The organism is Arthrobacter sp. Leaf234 (genome assembly GCF_001422665.1).
GTDB lineage: Bacteria > Actinomycetota > Actinomycetes > Actinomycetales > Micrococcaceae > Arthrobacter_D.
On record NZ_LMLU01000010.1, the window covers coordinates 67,322 to 85,417 of the forward strand.

Here is an 18,096-nt window from a genome sequence, read left to right on the forward strand (position 1 = left end):
GGCTTGAAAACTAGGGAAGGACCACGACCTGTGCCCCGAAGACGAGGCCGGCCCCGAACCCGATCTGCAGCGCGAGCGTGCCGCTGAGTTCAGGCTGTTCCTTGAGCGTGCGGTGCATGGCGAGGGGGATGGACGCGGCCGAGGTGTTGCCTGCATCCACGATGTCCCGCGCCACGTACACGTGGTCGGGGAGCTTCAGCTGCTTCACCATCTCATCGATGATACGGATGTTGGCCTGATGCGGCAGGAAGACCGCGAGGTCATCGGCAGTCACCCCGGCGGCGTCGAGCGCGCGCTGCGCCACCTTCGCCATCTCCCAGACCGCCCAGCGGAAGACGGTCGGCCCGTCCTGGCGCATGGTGGGCCAGAGACTCTCGCGTGCGGCGTCGGCGTCCTGTTCGGCCTCGCCCTCGGTGGAGACGGTCCCGAGCGAGAAGTCCCGCGTGTCGAGCAACGACCTCGTCATGCGGATCGCCCCGTGCTTGCTGCCATCGGAACCCCAGACCGAGGGGCCGATGCCGGCCGAATCGCCAGGGCCGACGACCACGGCCCCGGCTCCGTCACCGAGGAGGAAGGAGATGGTGCGGTCGGAGTTGTCGATGAAGTCCGAGAGCTTCTCGACGCCGACCACGAGGACGTACTCGGCGGTCCCGGCGTGCACCAGCGCGTCAGCCTGGGCGATGCCGTAGCAGTAGCCGGCGCATGCCGCAGAGATGTCGAAAGCCGGTGCGGGGGTGGCTCCCAGGCGATCGGTGAGTTGCGCGGCCGCGGAGGGTGTCGCGTGCGGGTGGGTGACGGTGGACACGAGGACGGCGCCGAGCTGCGACGCCTCGATCCCGGCGGCGACGAGTGCTTCCCGTGCTGCTGCCTCGGCCATGTCGATGACGCTGATGTCCCGCGGTGCCCGGTGCCGGGTGACGATGCCGGTGCGCTGTCGTATCCACTCGTCGGACGAGTCGATCCACTGGCACACGTCCTCGTTGGTGACGACGATCTCGGGCCGGTAGGCGCCGACGCCGAGGATGCGCGTGTGCTCACGCAGGGGTGATTGCTTGATGGCGCTGATGCTCACTGAGGTCCTTCGGAGATGGGTGCGGTGACCGGGTCCGTGGTCCGCGAGTGTTCCTCGATGAAGCTGCGCGCGGCGTCCAGGTCCTCAGGAGATTTTACGGCGAGGGTGGCCGTACCGCGCATTCCGCGCTTGGCCAGGCCCGTCAGCGTGCCGGCGGGGGACAGTTCGACCATCCCCGTGACCCCCATGGCCTGCATCGATTCCATGCACAGATCCCAGCGCACGGGGCGGGAGACCTGCGCGATCAGGCTGTCGAGGTTGCCCTGGCCGGTGGCGATGGGCTTCCCGTCGTCGTTGGACATGAGGGTCGCCGTGGGATCGGCCGGCGTGAGCGTGGGCCGGAGCTCCTCGAGCGCCGTCACGGCGGGCGCCATGTGCGCGGTGTGGAAGGCGCCGGCGACCTTGAGGGCGATCACGCGGGCTTTCGCCGGGGGGTTCTCGGCGAGGCCGGCCAGCTGTTCCAGGGTTCCCGCTGCCACCACCTGTCCTCCGCCGTTGGCGTTCGCCGCCGTGAGCCCGAGGTCGGCGAGCCGTGCGGCGACCTCCTCGGGATCACCGCCGAGCACCGCGCTCATGCCGGTAGGCGTGGCTGCTGCCGCTTGGGCCATCGCGTTCGCCCGTACGCGGACGAAGGCGACGGCGTCGTCCTCCGTCAGGGCCCCTGCAATGGCGGAGGCGGTGAGTTCACCGACGGAGTGCCCGGCGACGACGGTCGCTGCGGTCATCGTGTGACCGGTCAGGAGCAGGCGGGCCGTGACGAGTCCGGCGGCGACGATGAGCGGCTGCGCGACGGCGGTGTCCTTGATGGTCTCCTCGTCGGAGGTGGTCCCATGGCGGACGAGGTCGGTGCCTGCGCGGTCGCTCAGCTGCTCGAGGTGCTCGCGGACTCCGGGGAGCTCGAGCCAGGGGGCGAGGAAGCCGGGAGTCTGGGAGCCCTGTCCGGGGCAGGCAATTGCAAGCACTCTTCCAGCTTTCCAAAGGGGAGGGGCAATATCGGGTGTTCAGCAGAACCAAGCTGACGGTGTCGCGTTGTAGGAAGTCTACAAGGCTGCGGCTCTCCCCGCGGCTGTCACGCCCTTGTCGACACTGGCCGGCCGGGAGGTCCGGGTGCTTCCCCCGGCCGCGGCGGAGCCGGGGCCGGCCGGTGCCGTGGCAGCGGCCAGCCGCCCCACCACGAGCGCGGTCTGCAGGACGTAGGCCTCGCGCGGGATGAGCGGATCCCACCCCGTGACGTCACAGACGCGCCGCAGGCGGTACCGCACGGTATTGGCGTGGACGAAGAGTGACCTCGATGTGGCTTCGAGGGAGTGTCCGAGGGTGAGGTACGCGGACAGCGTCTGTTCGAGACCGTTGGAGGCTGCGAGGAGGGGACGGTAGATGCTGCGGACGAGGGCGCGGCGCGCAGTGTCGTCGCCGGAGATGACCCGTTCGGGCCACAGGTCCTCCGAGGACACCGGCCGGGGGGCGGAGGGCCACGCTCGGGCAGCGGTGAGACCCGCGAAAGCGGCCTGCGCGGACGTGCTCGCCGCGACGAGCGACTCGGCTTCCGGGCCGAAGACGACGGCCCCGTCGCCGAAGAGTTCGCTGATCCTGGGATAGGCCTTGTCCGCATCCCGGACACCGCCGAGGACGAGGATCAGCCGTTCGCCCTGGATCCCCACGAGGACGTCCTCGGCGAGACGCCCGGTGATCCTCCGCAGCTCGTTGAGGAAGCCCGCATTGGGTTCAGATGGGGCGCTGCCGACCATGACGGTGATCGGGGCCTGAGAGCTCCAGCCCACCGCGGCGATCCGAGAGCGCAGTGCGTCCGAGCTCTCCCCCCTCAGGATCGCGTCGACCACGAGGGCCTCCAGGCGTGTGTCCCAGGAGCCGCGGGTCTCGGCGGCACGCGCGTAGACGTCCGCCGCGGCGAAGGCGACCTCCCTGGAGTACCTGAGCACGGCTTCGCGGAGCGGCGCCTGGTCGGCGGCAGGCGCTAGGAACGGCACGTGGTCCTCGACGACCTGCACCACCACGCGGATGAGCTGGAGGGCTTTCTGCAGGCTGATGGAGCGAGTGAGTTCGGTGGGGGCCGTCCCGAAGACATCGCTGAGCACCCAGGCGGGGGACACGGGCTTCTGGTACCAGTTGACGAAGGACGCGATGCCCTTCTGGGCGACCATGCCGAGGGCGGAACGCTCATCCGGGCGGAGTCCCCGGTACCACGGCAGGTCCGTGTCGAGTTGCTTGAGCGTCGCCGTCGAGAGCGAACCGATCGTGGCGCGCAGCTTCTCGACGGTGGCGGGATCGGGGGGCGCGGCACCCGCGTTCGTGGCACCGGACGCGCCGGGCCTGGTGCCGGAGGACGTGCCGGAGGAGGTGGCGGGGACATGGTCGGGCTGCCGCATGCTTCGAGCATACGGTCTCGGCGACGCTGCTCCCCCTTTGTGAGAAGGCTACAAAAAGGGCGACGGCGGGACGCAGCGTGCGCTGCGTCCCGCCGTCGCCCGTCGGGCTGGTGGCCGGACTAGGCGTCCCCGCCTGCGTTACCGGTGGTCCCGGCATTCACGTCGAGGAGGCTGTACTTCTCGATGGCCTCCCTCGGCGCGTTCGCGTCGACCTCGCCCCGGCGGGCGAGCATCTCGAGGGCGCGGACGACGACGGAGTGGCTGTCGATCTTGAAGAACCGGCGTGCCGCAGCGCGTGTGTCCGAGAAGCCGAAGCCGTCGGCACCGAGGGTCGCGAACTCGTTCGGCAGGAACTGCCGGATCTGGTCGGGAACCGCCTTCATGAAGTCCGAGACCGCGACGATCGGACCCGTGGCCCCCTCGAGCTGCTGCGTCACGAACGGCTTGCGGGCTTCGGCGCCGGGGTTGAGGAAGGCGTCCTCCTCGGCATCGAGGCCGTCGCGGCGGAGTTCGTTCCAGGACGTGACCGACCAGACGTCGGCGGACACACCCCAGTCCTTCGCGAGGATCTTCTGTGCCTCGAGCGCCCACGGCACAGCCACGCCGGAGGCCAGCAGCTGCGTGCGGGGACCGTCGACCTTGGCGGGCTTCAGCAGGTAGATGCCCTTGAGCAGTCCCTCGACATCCAGTTCCTCCGGTTCGGCCGGCTGCACGAACGGCTCGTTGTACACCGTGATGTAGTACATGACGTTGCGGAAGGACTCCGGCTTGTCGCCGATGTCGCCGTACATCCGGTTCAGGCCGTCACGGACGATGTGCCCGATCTCGTAACCGAAGGCCGGGTCGTACGTGATGACGGCCGGATTCGTCGACGCGAGGATCGGCGAGTGACCGTCCGCGTGCTGGAGGCCCTCGCCGGTCAGCGTGGTGCGGCCGGCCGTGGCTCCGATGATGAAACCGCGGGCCATCTGGTCGGCTGCCGCCCAGATGGAGTCGCCCGTGCGCTGGAAGCCGAACATCGAATAGAAGACGTAGATGGGGATGAGCGGCTGCCCCTGCGTGGCGTACGCCGTGCCCGCCGCGGTGAAGGCGGCCATCGATCCTGCCTCGTTGATGCCCGCATGCAGGATCTGCCCCTCGATGGACTCCTTGTACGCGAGGACCAGGTCGCGGTCCACGGACAGGTAGTTCTGACCCTTGGGGTTGTAGATCTTCGCCGTCGGGAAGAACGAGTCCATGCCGAAGGTGCGCGCCTCGTCGGGGATGATCGGCGCGATCCGCTTGCCGAACTCCTTGTCCCGCATCAGGTCCTTGAGGATGCGCACGAACGCCATGGTGGTGGCGGCCATCTGCTTGCCGGAACCGCGCTTGGCCATCTCGTACGCCTTGTCGCCCGGCAGCACGATGTCGGCGTGCTTGGTGCGGCGCTCGGGGATGAATCCGCCGAGCTCACGGCGACGCTCGAGGAGGTACTTGATCTCTGGAGCGTCGGCGCCCGGGTGGTAGTACGGAGCGTTGTAGAGGTCGTCGTCGATCTGCTCGTCGGTGACCGGGATCCGGAGGTGGTCGCGGAAAGCCTTGAGGTCGGCGTTGGTCAGCTTCTTCATCTGGTGGGTCGCGTTGCGTCCCTCGAAGTGCGACCCCAGGCCGTAGCCCTTGACGGTCTTCGCGAGGATGACGGTCGGCTTGCCCTTGAACTCCGTCGCGGCCTTGTACGCCGCGTAGACCTTGCGGTAGTCGTGCCCGCCGCGCTTGAGGTTCCAGATCTCGGCGTCGGTCAGGTCCTCCACCATGGCCTTGGTCTCGGGGGACTTGCCGAAGAAGTGGTCGCGGACGAACCCTCCGGACTCGGCCTTGTACGTCTGGTAGTCGCCGTCGGGCGTCTGGTTCATGATGTCGACCAGGGCGCCGTCGTCGTCCTTGGAGAGCAGCGAGTCCCACTCCCTGCCCCAGACCACCTTGATGACGTTCCAGCCCGCACCGCGGAAGAACGCCTCGAGCTCCTGCATGATCTTGCCGTTGCCGCGCACGGGTCCGTCGAGACGCTGCAGGTTGCAGTTGATGACGAAGTTCAGGTTGTCCAGGTTCTCGTTGGCAGCGAGCTGCAGCAGCCCACGCGATTCCGGCTCGTCCATCTCACCGTCGCCGAGGAAGGCCCAGACCTGCTGGTCGGAGGTGTCCTTCAGTCCGCGGTTGTGCAGATAGCGGTTCGACTGCGCCTGGTAGATGGCGTTCATGGGGCCGATGCCCATGGAGACCGTGGGGAACTCCCAGAACTCCGGCATGAGGCGCGGGTGCGGGTAGGAGGACAGCGCATGGCCCTCCTTGGACTTCTCCTGGCGGAAGCCGTCGAGGTCCTCCTCGGTGAGCCGTCCCTCGAGGTAGGCGCGGGCGTACATGCCGGGGGAGGCGTGGCCCTGGAAGAAGATCTGGTCCCCGCCGCTCGGGTGGTCCTTGCCCTTGAAGAAGTGGTTGAAGCCCACCTCGTACAGGGTTGCGGCGCCGGCGTAGGTGGAGATGTGGCCGCCCACCCCGATCTCGGGGCGCTGGGCGCGGTGCACCATGACGGCTGCGTTCCAGCGCAGCCATGCGCGGAACTTCCGCTCGATCTCCTCGTCACCCGGGAACTCGGGTTCCTGGTCGGCGGGGATCGTGTTGACGTAGTCCGTCGTCGTGACCATGGGCACGCCCACGGACTGCGCACCGGCACGCTGGAGGAGCGAACGCATGATGTACTGCGCGCGCTCGGTGCCCTGGGTGCGGATCAGCTGGTCGAGGGATTCGATCCACTCAGCGGTCTCCTCGGGATCCCCGTCGGGCTTGCCGACTGTCAGACCGCTCAGAATATCCGCCGTACCTTGTTCAACAGCCACGCGATATCTCTCCACTTCCACAGATTCTGTCTGTGTCGTTTTATGCCTGCGCACGGCTCGTTGGCCCGCGCAGAGATGCATGCTCGGCCGGACGGTGTGAGCACCGTGGCCATATATCGGTTCACTCTATCGCCGCCGTACGGTCCGTGCGTAGCGGGATGGGGGTCGCCGGGCAGATTACGCCGAGGGCTTGCGCACGCCACGTCCGGGGGCCGGTCCGAGCGTGCCTGCGGACGACGGCGGCCAAAAGCGCCCTCCGGCTTGATGCTTGGCGTATAAAGGTGTTGGCTGGTAGCAATGTACATCCATACGAGGGCGCGTCAGGCCCGTCTTTCCAGGAGGAGCTAAGTGAGCGAGGCTGAAGCCGCCACTGCGGTCAACGTGGCAGGCAAGTTGGGTTTCAAGAAGGGAGACCTCGTTCAGGAGCTCGGATACGACGACGACGTCGACTTCGAGTTCCGGGAGGAACTGGAGGACGGCCTCGGGTCCGAAGTGCTCACGGAGGACGACCAGGACGTCGTCGACGGCGTGATCCTGTGGTGGCGGAGCGGCGACGGCGACCTCGTGGACGCCCTGGTGGACGCACTGACCTCACTCGGGGCGGGGGGAGTCGTCTGGCTCCTTACGCCGAAGTCCGGCCGTCCCGGATATGTGCCGCCCGCTGACGTCCAGGAGGCGGCTCCTACCGCCGGCCTCCACTCGACCTCCTCGGCCGGCGTGTCCAGGGAATGGTCCGCCACCCGGCTCGTCAGCCGACGGAAGCAGTAGCGGTGCCCCTCGAGATCGGTTCCCCCGCACCCGCCTTCACGCTCGCCAACCAGTTCGGCGAGGTCGTCGAGAGCTCTTCCCTGGTGGGCGGCGCCGTGGTCGTCTTCTTCCCCTTCGCCTTCTCCCGCGTCTGCACGGACGAACTCGGCCAACTGCGCGACAACCTGGAGCTGTTCGACGCGGCAGGCGTCACGCTCGTCGCCGTCTCGGTCGACCACAAGTACACGCTTCGTGCCTTTGCGGACGCCAACGACATCTCCTTCGATCTCCTCGCCGACTTCTGGCCGCACGGCACCGTCACAAGGAGCTACGAGGCGTTCGACGACACGAAGGGCTACGCCGATCGTGTGAGCTATGTCCTCGACGGTTCCGGCACGGTCCGCGCCGTCGTGTCCTCCGACCACGGACAGGGACGCCCGATCGCCGACTACGCCCACGCGTTGTCCTCGGTCGAAGCAGCCCTGTGACGCCGTGACCCCCACGGTCCGGGCGTGACGACGAGTTCGGCGGGGGACCGTCCCGTCCGGCAGGACGATCTCCCGGGACCGGAGTCCAACCCGAGGTTCGGTCTGACCGGGTTCGTGAGCGAAACCCCCTCCGCGGCCCTCGCACCGCTGGGCCCGGAGGAGCGCGCAGCACTGGAGCGTGCGGTGTCCCTCCTCGCCGGCCGACGCCTCGCCGTTCTCACCGGAGCGGGCCTGAGCACGGACTCCGGGATCCCCGACTACCGCGGGCCCACATCCGTACCCCGCAATCCCATGACCTATCAGCAGTTCGTCGGCGACGAGGTGCTGCGGCGGCGTTACTGGGCGCGGAACCACGTGGGCTGGCGACACCTGCGCCGGGCCGATCCCAACGCCGGCCACGCGGCCGTGGCACGGCTGGAGCAGCGCGGCCTGCTGTCCGGGCTCATCACGCAGAACGTCGACAAGCTGCACTCCGCGGCGGGCAGCACGAGGGTCATCGACCTGCACGGGACCTTCGACCGCGTGGTGTGCCTGCAGTGCTCGTCGACGTTCCCGAGATCGCGGATCGCCGAGATCCTCGAGGATCTGAATCCCGGCTACCTGGAGCGGGAGTCCGACGCGGGCGATGTGGCTCCCGACGCGGATGCCGATGTCGACGACACGGGCGACTTCGTCATGGCACCGTGTCCGGTGTGCGGTGGCATGCTCAAGCCGGACTTCGTCTACTTCGGCGAGAACGTCCCGAAGGACCGCGTCGCGGAGGCGTATGCGCTGGTGGACGGCGCCGAGGGCCTGCTGGTCGCGGGCTCCTCCCTCACGGTGATGAGCGGACTGAGGTTCGTGCGGCACGCCTCGAAGGCGGGAAAGCCCGTGGTGATCGTCAACCGCGGGTGGACCAGGGGGGACGAGTTCGCCTCGCTGAAGATCGAGGCGGGCGTCTCCGAGGCCCTCACCTATCTCGCCGACGAGTTGCCCGACCTCCCGGACTGACACGTGCTGCCTGCTGCCGGAAGCAAGTAGTCACTGAACGATTCGAGTATCGGCTACTGTTCCGGCCCCGCCCCGGGCGTCCTACGGTCTACCCATAGGTCTCTCACCCGGGGTGGAAAATGCGTTCGTCGATCAGGTCTCTCGCCATCGTTCTCAGCACTGTCGCGGCCGTCGTCGTCGTGCCTGTCGCCGTCGATCTCCGCAGTGGAGCGGGGGTCGATGATCCGACAGGGATTGTCGAGGCGACTGCTGCAGGCGTCGCCGAGCGCTCCCCGGGGCACGGTGCCGGTGTGTCCGGTCCTCCGGACGAGCCGTTCGTCCGATCGGTATTTACCCCGGTCGGTCCTTCCGACGCAGACGGATCCGGCAGTGTCGGGACGGGAGTCGCCGACCCCGGCGCGTCGGTTCCGGCCGGGCCTCGTCCGCTCGACGCCGTCGCCGGGCCCGCGTCATCCGTTGTTCCTCCTGCCACCCCGGTGGTGCCGGTGATGGTCGAGCGGGCCGAGGTCCAGATCGACGTTCCGCCGTCCGCGGAGGTGACAGTCGTCGTCGTGGACGCCGGCGGGACGGGTCGGCCCGACCCGGGGATCGGCAGCGGAATGGGCGGTGACCTGCCGCCCGGGAACCTACCCGCACCGCCCTACCCGCACTGCCCCATCACCGCGGCCGGCGCCTGGTGGACCGACCCGGCCGACCCCTACACATGCATTCCGCCGGCATCGGTCCCCTGGCACGAGCCGACTCCGCCGGGTATCGATCCTGAGCTCCTGGAACCGATCGTCGAGGTCGAGGCTCCGCCGGCATCGGTCCCCTGGCACGAGCCGACTCCGCCGGGTATCGATCCTGAGCTCCTGGAACCGATCGTCGGGGTCGAGCCTCAGACCGGTTTTCTCGACGACGGGACACACTCCACCGACGCTGCTTTGGCCGATACCGCGCTCGTCGTCGCGACCCGGCGATAGCCGCATCCGCGACGATCATCCCGACGCCGCGCCCTGCCGTCCGCCTCGACAACAGAAGGAGCCCCGCCGTGGCGGGGCTCCTTCCGTCGTGTACTGCCGGTGGTGGGTCCTACCGGGATCGAACCGATGACATCCACGGTGTAAACGTGGCGCTCTACCAGCTGAGCTAAAGACCCATCGAACCTGATGCCGCCATCGGATCCTGACGGACGGGCTGCATCACGAGGACCGACTATACCGGCACGCCGAGTGGTCGCGCCACTCAGACGATCGCTATTCGCCCGCCGCGAGCTGGCCGCAGGCGCCGTCGATCTCCTTGCCGCGGGTGTCCCGCAGCGTGGTGGGGATACCCGCGGCGCGCAGCCGGTTGATGAACTCCGTCGAGACGCTCTTCTCCGACGCGGTCCAGATGGAACCTGGCGTGGGGTTGAGGGGGATCGGATTGACGTGTACCCATCCGCGTCCGCGCTGGTTCAACTTCTTGGCGAGGAGATCGGCCCGCCAGGCGTGATCGTTCATGTCCTTGATGAGCGCGTACTCGATGCTCACCCGGCGCCCCGTGGTCCGGTAGTAGTTGTACGCGGCGTCCAGGGCCTCGTCGACCTTCCAGCGGGTGTTGACGGGGATCAGTTCGTCGCGCAGTTCGTCGTCGGGTGCGTGCAGGGACAGGGCGAAGGTCACGGGGAGGTTCTCCGCGGCCAGCTTGTCGATCGCAGGCACGAGGCCCACCGTCGACACGGTGATGTTCCGCGCGGACATACCGAGGCCCTCGGGGGAGTCGTCGACGAAGCGGTGCAGGGCCGCCATGACCCGCTTGTAGTTGGCGAGCGGCTCACCCATCCCCATGAACACGATGTTGGTGACGCGGTCGGCGTCGTGCCCACCGTCGGTCCGCAGATCACCCAGCGCACCCTCGGCGAGGGCCCGGTTCGCCGCGACGACCTGATCCACGATCTCCGCCGTCGACATGTTGCGGGTGAGGCCGGCCTGGCCCGTGGCGCAGAACGGGCAGTTCATGCCACAGCCCGCCTGCGAGGACACGCAGAGCGTGACGCGGCCCGGGTACCGCATGAGCACCGACTCGACGAGGGCTCCGTCGAACAGGCGCCAGAGGAACTTGATGGTGTCGCCGTTGTCCGTCGTCAGGCGCTTCACCTCGGTGAGCAGCGGCGGGAACATCGCCGCCACCAGCTCCTCGCGACCGGCCTTCGGAAGATCGCTCATCGCGGCGGGATCCGTGCTGTAGTGCGAGAAGTAGTGAGTGGAGAGCTGCTTCGCCCGGAAGCCCTGGTGCCCCAGCTCCTTCAGGCGGTCCTGCCGCTCAGCGAGCGTGAGATCGGCCAGGTGCACCGGCGGCTGACTGACGCGCGGCGACTTGAACTGCAGCAGAGGCCGGCCGTCGCTCGCCACGATGGGCTGCGCACCTTCGACTTCCGGGCGCACCTGAGGGCGCGCCGTGGCGGGGGCGGGGGCAACGGGGGTAACGGTAACGTCGGACATCCCTACCATTCTTTCACGGATGGCGCCAGCGACCCAGCCGGAGCAGCTGTCGATCGGGACACATGTCCGGCGGTCCCGGAATCGTCGCCCGACGAAACAAACCGTCCCCGCAGGCCGGCGGTGTAGCGGCAGGTGTCGCGACGGTAATAGTGTGAAAGCGACCGGACGGCCCGCGCGGAGACGCGCCGAGCACCGGCACCTGCAGCGCACATGCATGCAGCTGACAAACGACGGAGAACACATTGAGCGCACAGATCGGCGTCACAGGCCTGGCAGTCATGGGAGCGAACCTGGCCCGGAACCTGGCCCGCAACGGGTACACCGTGGCCCTGCACAACAGGTCCATCGAGAAGACCGACACCCTGCTGGAGAAGCACGGCGGCGACGGCGAGTTCATCCGGACCGAGACACTGCAGGAACTCGTCGATTCCCTCGAGAAGCCCCGCCGGGTGCTCATCATGGTCAAGGCGGGCAAGCCCGTGGACTCCGTCATCGACCAGCTCACGCCGCTCCTGGAGCCCGGCGACATCGTGATCGACGGCGGCAACTCCCACTACGAGGACACGCGCCGCCGCGAGGCGGCCCTGTCGCAGCAGGACCTGCACTTCGTGGGCGTCGGCGTCTCGGGCGGCGAGGAGGGCGCCCTCCTCGGCCCGTCGATCATGCCCGGCGGATCCCGCGAGTCCTACGACTCCCTGGGCCCGATGCTCGAGAAGATCTCGGCCAAGTTCAACGGGGAGCCCTGCTGCCGCTGGATCGGCACCGACGGCGCCGGCCACTTCGTGAAGATGGTGCACAACGGGATCGAATACGCCGACATGCAGGTCATCGGCGAGGCCTTCGACCTTCTGCGCTCCGGCGCGGGCATCGAGCCCGCCGAGCAGGCGAAGATCTTCACGGACTGGAACTCCGGCACCCTGTCCTCCTTCCTGATCGAGATCACCGCAGAGGTCCTCGGCCACATCGACGGGCGCACGGGCAAGCCCTTCGTGGACGTCGTCGTCGACTCGGCGGGTCAGAAGGGCACCGGCCGCTGGACGGTCGTGTCAGCCCTCGAGCTCGGGAGCCCCACGTCGGGTATCGCCGAGTCGGTGTTCGCCCGGGCGCTGTCCTCGCAGAAGGATCAGCGGATGCCCGCCCAGGAGATGCTGCAGGGCCACGAAGCGACGGTGGAGCTCCCCGAGAGTTTCGTCGAGGACGTGCGGCTCGCCCTCTACGCCTCAAAGCTCGTCAGCTACGCGCAGGGCATCGACATGCTCACGGCGGCCGCGAAGGAGTACGGCTGGGACCTGAAGCTCGACGAGATCGCCTCGCTGTGGCGCGCGGGCTGCATCATCCGGGCGGAACTGCTGGACGACATCATGAAGGCGTACGCCGTGGCCGACGAGCGTCCGGCGAACCTGCTGCTCGCACCGGCCTTCACCGAGGCCATCGCCGGTGCGGTCCCCGCCTGGCGGCGGGTCGTCTCGACCGCCGTCCAGCTCGGCATCCCCGTGCCGGTCTTCTCGGCATCGCTCGCGTACTACGACGGACTGCGCCGCCCCCGCCTGCCGGCCGCGCTCACCCAGGGACTGCGGGACCTCTTCGGAGCGCACACCTACAACCGCGTGGACACCGAGGGCACCTTCCATACCCTGTGGGGCGAGGACAAGTCCGAGATCGAGGCCGTCGACACCCACTGACGGCACGCTGAACGCAGGGAGACCCCGGACCGTGGTCCGGGGTCTCCCTGCGTCCGAGGCTCAGATGTAGATCGCGGGGTCCACGTACTCGGCCGGATCCACCGCGGGCTGGGTCTCGCGCCGCGAGTCGCGGTGGCGGAACGTCGCAGGGATCCCCGTCACGATCGAATCCGGCGGGGTGTCCTTAACGACGACGGCGTTCGCGCCCACCGCGCTGCCCGCGCCGATCGTGATGGGACCGAGCACCTTGGCGCCAGCCCCGATCGTCACGCGGTCACCGATCGTGGGGTGGCGCTTGACCTTCTCGAGCGATCGTCCGCCCAGGGTCACGCCCTGGTACAGCATGACGTCGTCGCCGATCTCGGCCGTGCCGCCGATGACGATACCCATGCCGTGGTCGATGAAGAACCTCCGGCCGATCGTCGCCGCCGGATGGATCTCGACGCCGGTCAGCACCCGAGTGAGTTGCGAGAGTACCCGCGCGGGAAAGCGCAGGGCCTCGGTACGCCACATGCGATGCGTGAGGCGGTGGACCCAGATCGCGTGGAGGCCCGAGTACACGACGGTGTTCTCCACGTCTCCACGGGCGGCCGGATCATGAGTGCGCGCCGTCTCGAGATCCTCGCGCAATCGTTCTAGAAAACTCACCGGCTACCTTCGCATGGGTGGTGGTGCTGCATCGACGGGTCGTGATGTCAGCGGATCGGAGCGGCTGTCCGGGATGGTCCGCGGCCCGTTCAGCCGCGGATGTCGTCGAAGAGCACCGTGGAGATGTAGCGCTCGCCGAAGTCGCAGACGATCGCCACGATGAGCTTACCGGCGTTCTCGGGCCGCTTCGCGAGCTCGAGAGCTGCCCACACGATCGCGCCGGACGAGATCCCCCCGAGGATGCCCTCCTGCGTGCCGAGCGCGCGTGCCACGCGGACGGAATCCTCGACGGTGGCGTCCAGCACCTCGTCGTAGGCGTCGCGGTCCAGGTTCTCCGGGATGAAGTTGGCGCCGAGGCCCTGGATCTTGTGCGGTCCGGGAGCTCCACCGTTGAGGATGGGCGAGTCGGCGGGCTCGACGGCGACGATCTGCACGCCGGGCTTGCGTTGCTTCAGCACCTGGCCGACGCCGGTGATGGTCCCGCCGGTGCCCACGCCCGCAACGAAGATGTCGACTGCGCCGTCCGTGTCCTCCCAGACCTCCTCGGCGGTGGTGGCACGGTGGATGGCGGGGTTGGCCGCATTGGCGAACTGCTGGGCCCAGATGGCGTTCTCGGTCGAGGCGACGATGTCCTTGGCCCGCTCGACGGCGCCGCGCATCCCTTCGGAGCCCGGCGTCAGGACGATCTCCGCGCCGTACGCGCGCAGCATGACCCGGCGCTCGGTGGACATGGTCTCGGGCATCGTCAGGATCACCTTATACCCCCGGGCGGCGCCGACCATCGCGAGGGCGATCCCGGTGTTCCCCGACGTGCCTTCCACGATGGTGCCACCCGGGCGCAGTGCGCCGGCCTGCTCGGCGGCATCGATGATGGCGACGCCGATGCGGTCCTTCACGCTGTTCGCAGGGTTGTAGAACTCGAGCTTGACGGCGACCTGCGCATCGAGTCCCTCGGTGAGGCGGTTCAGGCGCACGAGGGGAGTGCGTCCGACCAACTGGGTGACGTCGTCGTAGATCTTTGCCATGCGGGGCCTGCCTGTTCTGGAGTCGGGAGGAGGGGTGTCGTCACGGCGGAGGCCTTCGGACCATCCGCCGTGACGACGGCGGTCAGCCTAACGGCTGGAGGCCCTGCCGCCTACGCGGCGAGCCACTGGGAGTAATACTTCCGAGCCTTGGACAGCTTCGGATTGATGATCACCTGGCAGTATCCCTGCTCGGGGTGCTTGGCGTAGTAGTTCTGGTGCCAGTCCTCCGCCACGTGGAACTCGGGCAGCCTGCTGACCTCGGTGACGATCGGGTTCTTCCAGTTCTCCTGGTTCCGCGCGATCGCCTCCTCGTAGAGCGCCTTCTGCTCGGCGTCCTGGTAGTACATGACGCTGCGGTACTGCGTGCCGACGTCGTAGCCCTGGCGGTTGAGCGTCGTGGGGTCATGGGAGACGAAGAACATGTCGAGGATGACGTCCTCGGGGATGACGGTCTCGTCGAAGCTCACCGCGACGACCTCCGCATGGCCGGTCATACCGGAGCAGACGGAGTCGTAGTCGGGATGCTTCGTGTGGCCACCGGTGTAGCCCGAGACGACGTCGGTCACGCCGCGGGTCTTCTGGTAAAGGGCATCGAGGCACCAGAAACAGCCCCCTCCAAGCACAAATGTCTTCATGACTGTGTCAATGCGCGGCGCGCACCGAAGATTCCCGCGGCGGATCAGCCCGCAGTGAAAGCCGACTGCGTCCGGCAGGAGCTCCGAGGCGGGTCCGGCGGTGAGTTGGAGGGCCGTGCGGCGGACGGGTATTACTGGTGGCATGGACAACAACGAGCACGACGCCGGCGTCGCCCCCTCGACGGAGGAGGAGACCAAGCAGACTCTCCAGGGCGACCCCACGGCACCCGAGGGACCCGGCTCCGACGCCGCGCCGGCGGCCGACAGCTCCCGCGCCGGGCTGGTGACCGACAGGACGGCGACGCCGACCGTCGGCGATGTCCTCGTCGCCATCGAGGAGTTGTGGCCGGAGAGCCTGGCGGAGGGGTGGGACGCCGTCGGCCTCGTGGCCGGGCGGTCCGGGAACCGCGTGGGGAAGATCCTCTTCACCGTCGACCCGACCGCGGCCGTGCTCGACGAGGCGCTCGGCTGGGGTGCGACGATGATCATCTCCCACCATCCCCTCCTCCTGAAGCCGGTCTCCTCGGTCGCCGCCGCGGGCTTCAAGGGCGAAGCGGTCCACCGCCTCATCGAAGCCGGCTGCGCTCTCGTAACGGTGCACACCAACGGCGACAGCGCCGTCGGGGGCGTCTCCGACGTCCTCGCCGACGCACTCGGCCTGCAGGACGTGGAGCCGCTCACCCGCGCCGCCGAGGGCCTGCCCGAGGAGGGCATCGGGAGGGTGGGCGATCTCGCCGCCCCGGCGACCCTCGGAGACTTCGCCGCCTCGGTGTTCTCGATCCTCCCCGCGGTCGCCGGTGGCGTCCGGGTGGCAGGGGACAAGGACGCGCTGGTCCGGCGCATCGCCGTCTGCGGCGGCGCAGGGGACTCACTGTTCGACAGCGTCCGCGCGAGCCGCGCCGACGTCTACGTCACGGCGGACCTGCGCCACCACCCCGCGTCCGAGGTGCGGGAGGCGGCCGCCGGCGCCGCACCGTACCTGATCGACGTCTCCCACTTCGGCAGCGAATGGTTGTGGCTCACCCCCGCGGCCGACGCCCTCGGCAACGTGCTGTCGGACCAGGGCTTCAGCACCGACATCCGAGTCAGCGGCGTCAACACCGATCCGTGGGACTTCGTCCTGACCCCGGGCCACTGAGCCGCCACCGAGCTGCTGCTGCCCCCCAGGCTACTGAGCCGCCGCAGGCCGTCGTCGTCCGTCGCGCGGTCCGCGCTCGCGGCCTGCCGCCCGTCGGGCCGCCCACGCCGTGCACGCGTGCACGCCCGCACCGTGGCCTAGGCTTGGACGACGCCCCCGCCCGCCCGTCGTGCACCACCCGTCCCACCCTGGAGGTTTTCCGTGGCCAAGGCTGCTCCCGAGGAACAACTACGCCTGCTCGATCTGCAGGCCCTCGACTCGACCCTCAACAAGCTGTCACGCCAGGCGGCCGCCGCGCGCAGCAACCCCGAGCTGGGGATCGTCGGCGCCCGCGTCGCCGAGGTGGACGGGGAACTTGTCCGGGCCACCACGGAGCTCGGCGACCTCGAACGCGAACTCACGCGTGCGGAGGACGAGGTGCAGTCGGTGGTGACCCGGCTGGAGCGTGACGACAAGCGGCTGAACAGCGGAACCGGGTCGTCGAAGGACCTGACGGCGCTGCAGCACGAGGTGGCCTCCCTGACGAAGCGGCGTTCCGATCTCGAGGACGTCGAACTCGACGTCATGGAGCGCGTGGAGGCCGCGCGGTCCGCCCAGCTCGAGGTGCAGGGCAGGACCAACGGCGTGCGCGCCGAGCTGCGCGGCCTGGAGGAGGTCCGCGATGCCGAGCTGGCGGCCATCGACGAACAGCGTGGCTCCGTCCAGGCCCAGCGGGATGAGCTCGCCGCGACCTTCGACGCGCCGCTCCTGACGATGTACGAGCGGATCCTCGCGCGGCGCGGTGTCGGCGCCGCGCGCCTGTTCCACGGCAAGTCCGAGGGGTCGGGCATGCAGCTCAGCCCCGGCGACCTGGCCGACATCTCTGGAGCCGCCCCGGACGAGATCGTGCTGTGTCCGGATTCCGGCTGCATCCTCGTGCGGTCGAGCGACTGGGGGAACCAGCAGCCGTGACGGATCAGCAGTTGTTCGACCCCTACGAGCGGGACCAGCAGAGCGGGGAGACGGTGACGGGTGCCCCGGCGCGGCTCGTCGTCGAGGCCGATGGCGGCTCCCGCGGCAACCCGGGCCACGCCGGTTACGGCGCCCTCGTCAGGGATCCGGAGACGGGCCGGATCCTCGTCGAGAAGGCCGCCTACATCGGCAAGGCATCCAACAACGTGGCAGAGTATTCCGGCCTGGTGTCCGGTCTGGAACTCGCCCGTGAGATCAACCCGACCGCCTCCGTCCAAGTGAAGATGGACTCGAAGCTCGTCGTCGAGCAGATGTCGGGTCGGTGGCAGATCAAGCACGCCGACATGCGGGTGCTGGCGGCGAAGGCACGGAAAGTGCTCGATCCGCGGCGTGTGAGCTACGAGTGGATCCCGCGTGAGCGCAACAAGGATGCCGATCGCCTGTCGAACGAGGCCATGGATGCGGGCATGGCCGGTGTCGAGTGGACGCCACGTGCCCAGAAAACTCCCGTGGCCGCCGTCGAGCCCGATCCCGCGCCCGCCGTGCCACGACCCGCCGGCAGGTTGCACCACGTCGAGGTCTGGACCGGTGATCTCGCCGGGTCGCGGGAGAGCCTCGGCTGGCTGCTCGAGCGGTTGGGTTTCCCGCAGCGTGAGTCCTGGCGGGACGGCACCAGCTACGGATCCGACGACTTCTATGTCGTGCTCGAGAGCGGTCCCGACCTCGCGGCGGGACACCACGAACGCCGCCGCCCGGGCGTCAACCACCTCGCGTTCCACGCCGGCTCCACGGCGGACGTCGACCTCCTGGTGCGCCGCGCGGCGAGTCACGGCTGGTCGCTGCTCTTCCCCGATGAACATCCTCACGCAGGGGGCGCTGACCATTACGCCGCCTACCTCGAGAACGCCGAGGGGTTCGAGGTGGAGCTCGTCGCCGGTTGAGTGGTCCGCGAGGGGGGACCATGTACCCGGTGTACGCGGTGCACGCGGTGCACGCGG

Annotated in this window: 16 protein-coding genes and 1 tRNA gene; 8 read left to right on the forward strand and 9 right to left on the reverse strand. The window is 68.7% G+C overall.

What is annotated here, in order from left to right; translation table 11 throughout:
- Positions 1–10 precede the first annotated feature (10 nt).
- The 4 genes from ASF21_RS15475 to aceE form a co-directional block, all read right to left on the reverse strand.
- A complete protein-coding gene (locus ASF21_RS15475) occupies positions 11–1,072 on the reverse strand; it encodes a beta-ketoacyl-ACP synthase III (RefSeq protein ID WP_055773340.1) in 1,062 nt (353 codons plus the stop codon).
- Positions 1,069–2,034 (reverse strand): ACP S-malonyltransferase, encoded by a 966-nt coding sequence (locus ASF21_RS15480; RefSeq protein ID WP_055773342.1) that lies wholly within the window; start codon positions 2,032–2,034, stop codon positions 1,069–1,071. Before ASF21_RS15480 ends, ASF21_RS15475 begins: the two co-directional genes overlap by 4 nt.
- Positions 2,035–2,112: 78 nt before the next feature.
- Positions 2,113–3,459, reverse strand: coding sequence for a PucR family transcriptional regulator (locus ASF21_RS15485; RefSeq protein WP_082471644.1), 1,347 nt, complete (start codon positions 3,457–3,459; stop codon positions 2,113–2,115).
- Between the two features lie 119 nt (positions 3,460–3,578).
- Positions 3,579–6,332 carry a pyruvate dehydrogenase (acetyl-transferring), homodimeric type gene (gene aceE / locus ASF21_RS15490; RefSeq protein WP_055773344.1) on the reverse strand — a complete coding sequence of 918 codons (2,754 nt, stop codon included), beginning with the start codon at positions 6,330–6,332 and terminating at the stop codon, positions 3,579–3,581.
- Between the two features lie 348 nt (positions 6,333–6,680).
- Between aceE and ASF21_RS15495 the strand changes: the two genes are divergently transcribed.
- The 4 genes from ASF21_RS15495 to ASF21_RS15510 all read left to right on the forward strand — a co-directional run bounded on the left by ASF21_RS15495 (position 6,681) and on the right by ASF21_RS15510 (position 9,519).
- Positions 6,681–7,100: a DUF3052 domain-containing protein gene (locus ASF21_RS15495; RefSeq protein ID WP_055773346.1), complete on the forward strand. Its 420-nt coding sequence runs from the start codon at positions 6,681–6,683 to the stop codon at positions 7,098–7,100.
- 2 nt (positions 7,101–7,102) lie between these two features.
- Positions 7,103–7,567: a redoxin domain-containing protein gene (locus ASF21_RS15500; protein ID WP_235499047.1), complete on the forward strand. Its 465-nt coding sequence runs from the start codon at positions 7,103–7,105 to the stop codon at positions 7,565–7,567.
- A gap of 102 nt (positions 7,568–7,669) precedes the next feature.
- Positions 7,670–8,557, forward strand: coding sequence for an NAD-dependent protein deacetylase (locus tag ASF21_RS15505; protein ID WP_055773402.1), 888 nt, complete (start codon positions 7,670–7,672; stop codon positions 8,555–8,557).
- A gap of 119 nt (positions 8,558–8,676) precedes the next feature.
- The gene (locus ASF21_RS15510) at positions 8,677–9,519 is read left to right on the forward strand and encodes a hypothetical protein (RefSeq protein ID WP_055773350.1); all 843 of its coding nucleotides are present in this window, start codon (positions 8,677–8,679) and stop codon (positions 9,517–9,519) included.
- Positions 9,520–9,619: 100 nt separating this feature from the next.
- Here the strand turns inward: ASF21_RS15510 and ASF21_RS15515 are convergent.
- Both ASF21_RS15515 and rlmN read right to left on the reverse strand, forming a co-directional pair.
- Positions 9,620–9,695 (reverse strand) — tRNA-Val (locus ASF21_RS15515).
- A gap of 97 nt (positions 9,696–9,792) precedes the next feature.
- Positions 9,793–11,019: a 23S rRNA (adenine(2503)-C(2))-methyltransferase RlmN gene (gene rlmN, locus ASF21_RS15520; protein WP_055773352.1), complete on the reverse strand. Its 1,227-nt coding sequence runs from the start codon at positions 11,017–11,019 to the stop codon at positions 9,793–9,795.
- Between the two features lie 242 nt (positions 11,020–11,261).
- Between rlmN and gndA the strand changes: the two genes are divergently transcribed.
- A complete protein-coding gene (gene gndA / locus ASF21_RS15525; RefSeq protein ID WP_055773354.1) occupies positions 11,262–12,701 on the forward strand; it encodes an NADP-dependent phosphogluconate dehydrogenase in 1,440 nt (479 codons plus the stop codon).
- Positions 12,702–12,761: 60 nt separating this feature from the next.
- On the opposite strand, the gene epsC is transcribed toward gndA, so the two are convergent.
- From epsC to msrA, 3 genes are all read right to left on the reverse strand, one after another.
- Positions 12,762–13,349, reverse strand: a complete 588-nt coding sequence (gene epsC, locus ASF21_RS15530) for a serine O-acetyltransferase EpsC (RefSeq protein WP_055773356.1) — start codon at positions 13,347–13,349, stop codon at positions 12,762–12,764.
- Between the two features lie 89 nt (positions 13,350–13,438).
- Positions 13,439–14,374, reverse strand: a complete 936-nt coding sequence (gene cysK, locus ASF21_RS15535) for a cysteine synthase A (protein WP_055773358.1) — start codon at positions 14,372–14,374, stop codon at positions 13,439–13,441.
- A 110-nt stretch (positions 14,375–14,484) separates the two neighbouring features.
- On the reverse strand, positions 14,485–15,009 hold the full coding sequence (msrA, locus tag ASF21_RS15540; RefSeq protein WP_055773360.1) for a peptide-methionine (S)-S-oxide reductase MsrA: 525 nt from the start codon (positions 15,007–15,009) through the stop codon (positions 14,485–14,487).
- Between the two features lie 142 nt (positions 15,010–15,151).
- On the opposite strand from msrA, the gene ASF21_RS15545 reads away from it, so the two are divergent.
- From ASF21_RS15545 to ASF21_RS15555, 3 genes are all read left to right on the forward strand, one after another.
- Positions 15,152–16,147, forward strand: a complete 996-nt coding sequence (locus ASF21_RS15545; RefSeq protein WP_082471645.1) for a Nif3-like dinuclear metal center hexameric protein — start codon at positions 15,152–15,154, stop codon at positions 16,145–16,147.
- Positions 16,148–16,348: 201 nt separating this feature from the next.
- A complete protein-coding gene (locus ASF21_RS15550; protein WP_055773362.1) occupies positions 16,349–17,098 on the forward strand; it encodes a zinc ribbon domain-containing protein in 750 nt (249 codons plus the stop codon).
- Positions 17,095–18,039, forward strand: coding sequence for a reverse transcriptase-like protein (locus tag ASF21_RS15555; RefSeq protein ID WP_321166904.1), 945 nt, complete (start codon positions 17,095–17,097; stop codon positions 18,037–18,039). The genes ASF21_RS15550 and ASF21_RS15555 overlap by 4 nt, the downstream gene beginning before the upstream one ends.
- The last annotated feature ends 57 nt before the right edge of the window (positions 18,040–18,096 follow it).

Bases quoted from the DNA above. Each gene is read 5' to 3' on its own strand.
- ASF21_RS15485 (WP_082471644.1), bottom strand. From the start codon at position 3,459: ATGCGGCAGCCCGACCATGTCCCCGCCACCTCCTCCGGCACGTCCTCC.
- ASF21_RS15510 (WP_055773350.1), top strand. From the start codon at position 8,677: ATGCGTTCGTCGATCAGGTCTCTCGCCATCGTTCTCAGCACTGTCGCG.
- rlmN (WP_055773352.1), bottom strand. From the start codon at position 11,019: ATGTCCGACGTTACCGTTACCCCCGTTGCCCCCGCCCCCGCCACGGCG.
- cysK (WP_055773358.1), bottom strand. From the start codon at position 14,374: ATGGCAAAGATCTACGACGACGTCACCCAGTTGGTCGGACGCACTCCC.
- msrA (WP_055773360.1), bottom strand. From the start codon at position 15,009: ATGAAGACATTTGTGCTTGGAGGGGGCTGTTTCTGGTGCCTCGATGCC.
- ASF21_RS15545 (WP_082471645.1), top strand. From the start codon at position 15,152: ATGGACAACAACGAGCACGACGCCGGCGTCGCCCCCTCGACGGAGGAG.